We start from the raw sequence: 2897 nt of genomic DNA on the forward strand, positions 1-2897 counted from the left end.
GCGCGGCGGGCGGCGGCACCGGCGGCGCCAGGCTCGGCTCCGCAGGCGCGATGCGCGGCTCGCTGCGTCGTGGCGGGGCCACGTAGTCTTCCTCGACCGGTGCGCGCGCCACCGTGCCGGGCTGGCGCAACAGGGCGCGGATCTCGCTGCGCAGGTCGGCGAGCTCGGCCTCCACCGCCTCGAGCCGCGACTTCACGCCGAACACCGAATAGGGCATCGCGAGGAAGGCGAGCACCGACACGCCGATCGCGAGTAGGATGACCAGCCCGACCCAGGATGGCAGGCCTGGGATGGTCAGCCTGTCGACCAGGCCTTGCAGGGTGTCAGCCACCGGTCATGCTCATGTGGCGCGCGACGGCGGGGGCCTTGCGGCGGCGGTCGATGACGAAGTCATGGCCGCGCGGCTTGCGCGCGATGGCGTCGCGGATGGCCTGCGCCAGCGCGGCGTCGTCCACGCCCGGGTCGCGCAGCAGGTCGCGGAATTCCGCCGCATCGTCCTGGCCGAGGCACATGAACAGCGTGCCGGTGCAGGTCAGCCGCACGCGGTTGCAGGATTCGCAGAAATTATGGGTCATCGGCGTGATGAAGCCGATGCGGCCGCCGGTTTCCTTCACGGTCACGTAGCGGGCAGGGCCGCCGGTCGCGTAGTCGGTGTCCTCCAGCGTCCAGGACTGTCGCAGGCGGGACCGCACCATCGACAGCGGCAGGTACTGGTCGGTGCGGTCGCCGCCGATGTCGCCCATCGGCATGGTCTCGATCAGGCACAGGTCAAAGCCGTGCTCGCCGCACCAGGCGACCATGCGGTCGAATTCGTGCTCGTTCACGCCCTTGAGCGCGACGGCGTTGATCTTGATGGCGAGCCCCGCGGCCTTGGCGGCGAAGATGCCATCCAGCGTCTGCTCGATCTTCCCCCAGCGCGTGACCGCGGCGAAGGTCGCCGGGTCCAGCGTGTCGAGCGAGACATTGATCCGCCGAACGCCCGCAGCGAACAGGTCGGCCGACATCTTCGCGAGCTGCGTGCCGTTGGTGGTGATGGTCAGCTCGCGCAGCCCGCCGGCGCCGATCCGCGCACCGAGCGAGCGCACCAGCGTCATCACCCCCTTGCGCACCAGCGGCTCGCCGCCCGTGAGGCGGATCTTGTCGGTGCCGAGCGCGATGAAGGCGCCGCAGAGCCGGTCGATCTCCTCGAGGGTCAGGATCTCCCGCTTTGGGAGGAAGGTCATGTCCTCGGCCATGCAGTAGACGCAGCGGAGGTCGCAGCGGTCGGTCACCGACACGCGCAGATAGGTCACGCCGCGCCCGAAGGGGTCGGTGAGCGGGGCCGGCGAGGGGGCAACGCCTTGCATGGGCGGGATTTGGGGCCGGAGGGGGCGGCCCCGCAAGCCCCTTTCGCCCGCTACCCGAACAGCGCGAGCCCGCCCGCCACGAGCAGCACGCCCATGGCGAAGGGCCGGTAGAGTCGTTCCGGCACCACCCGGAACAGCCGCGCGCCGATCGGCACCGACAGCGCCATGACCGGCAGCAGCACCGCCAGGCGCACCAGCACCGCCAGGTCGATCAGCCCGCCGATCAGCGGCGGCACGATCGAGACGATGGCGATGGTGGCGAAGAACAGGATCAGGTTGGCGCGGTGGCGCTTCGCTTCCTCGAGGCCCGCCAGCAGGTAGAGGATGACCGGCGGGCCGCTCATGCCCGTGGCTCCCTTCAGCAGTCCTGCCGCGGTGCCGACCGCGAGGTTCAGCGGCAGCGGGCGCGAGCCGTGGTAGCGCCAGCCCGACATCAGCAGCAGCCCGAAGACCAGCACGAAGCCGCCGATGAAGCGGCGCAGCGCGTCGCCATCCGCGCTCAGCAGGATCCAGGCGCCGAGCGGGGTCGCCAGCGCCGCGGCCCCGCCCAGCGGCAGCACCACGCGGCGGTCGGCATCCTTGATCGCGCCGGGCAGCAGCTGCACCGAGACGACCAGCTCCATCAGCAGCATCACCGGGATGCCGGCGCGCGGGCCCCACAGCAGGGAATAGACGGGTGCGAGGATCACCGCCGTGCCGAAGCCGGAATAGCCGCGCATGATCCCGGCGATGGCGGTAGCGAGGATCGCGCCCGCCAGCCGCCAGTCCAGCAGCAGCGGGGTGGCCGTCTCAACCAGGGCGATCACCGGTGGTCGTCCTCCACGATATCCAGAACGACCACCGCGGCGTTGATGAGCACCTTCCCAGCGTGTTCGAAATTGACGGTGATGCGATCTCCTGTCACCGACTGCACCTGCCCGATCCCCCAGTCGGGCTGGCCCGGGAGGCGCACGCGCATGCCTGGCTCGATGAATGCTGTCACGCGATGATTGCCGTCAGCCGTCCGGCGCTAAGATGGCAGAAGCACCGCAGAGGATACTGTCTCAGGCCATGACGCAAGGGATGTCCCGGGCCATGCCCTCCGTACCGCCGCTGTCCGACCTGCGCCTGGCGCGGCTGGTCGGCCTTCGCCTCTGCCACGACATCAGCGGCGTGGCCGGGACCGTGGGCAATGCCCTCGAACTGATGGACGGCGCGGGCGGGGAAGCGGCCGATCTCGCGGTGGATGCCGCCGGCGTCCTGCGCCGGCGCCTGCTGCTGTGGCGCGCGCTGCTGGGCGGGCAGGGCGAATCGCCGCTCGGCACCGTGCTCGGCCTCGCCGCCGGGGAGATTGCCGGCGGGCGCGCCACCGTCGATGCAGCCGCCCTCGATGCCGGAACCATGCTGGGCGAGGACGTGGTGCCCGTGCTGCTGGCCGCCGTCCTGCTGGGCGGCGAGGCACTGCCGCGTGGTGGCGTGGTGCGCCTGGTCGGCGACCCCGGGCGCGAGCTGGCCGTGCTGCCGGACGGCCCGCGCGCCGCCTGGCCGCCGGCGCTGTTGCGCGCGGTAGCG

The 2897-nt window shown here is 71.5% G+C and carries 4 protein-coding genes and 1 pseudogene; 1 reads left to right on the plus strand and 4 read right to left on the minus strand.

Annotation, left to right across the window (positions count from 1 at the left end):
- The 4 genes and pseudogenes from HW578_RS24945 to HW578_RS24960 all read right to left on the minus strand — a co-directional run.
- A pseudogene (locus tag HW578_RS24945) lies at nucleotides 1-331 on the minus strand (hypothetical protein); the annotation flags it as partial.
- Nucleotides 324-1346, minus strand: a complete 1023-nt coding sequence (gene moaA / locus HW578_RS24950) for a GTP 3',8-cyclase MoaA (protein ID WP_198373399.1) — start codon at nucleotides 1344-1346, stop codon at nucleotides 324-326. The pseudogene HW578_RS24945 and the gene moaA, both read right to left, overlap by 8 nt.
- Before the next feature lie 50 nt (nucleotides 1347-1396).
- Nucleotides 1397-2152 (minus strand): sulfite exporter TauE/SafE family protein, encoded by a 756-nt coding sequence (locus tag HW578_RS24955; protein ID WP_369407973.1) that lies wholly within the window; start codon nucleotides 2150-2152, stop codon nucleotides 1397-1399.
- Nucleotides 2149-2304, minus strand: a complete 156-nt coding sequence (locus HW578_RS24960) for a DUF3553 domain-containing protein (protein WP_198373402.1) — start codon at nucleotides 2302-2304, stop codon at nucleotides 2149-2151. Before HW578_RS24960 ends, HW578_RS24955 begins: the two co-directional genes overlap by 4 nt.
- Nucleotides 2305-2420: 116 nt before the next feature.
- Between HW578_RS24960 and HW578_RS24965 the strand changes: the two genes are divergently transcribed.
- The coding region (locus HW578_RS24965; RefSeq protein WP_198373400.1) for a histidine phosphotransferase family protein at nucleotides 2421-2897 on the plus strand (477 nt) is incomplete at its 3' end.

The sequence above is a fragment of the Roseomonas rosulenta genome (assembly GCF_016106005.1).
Lineage (GTDB): Bacteria > Pseudomonadota > Alphaproteobacteria > Acetobacterales > Acetobacteraceae > Neoroseomonas > Neoroseomonas rosulenta.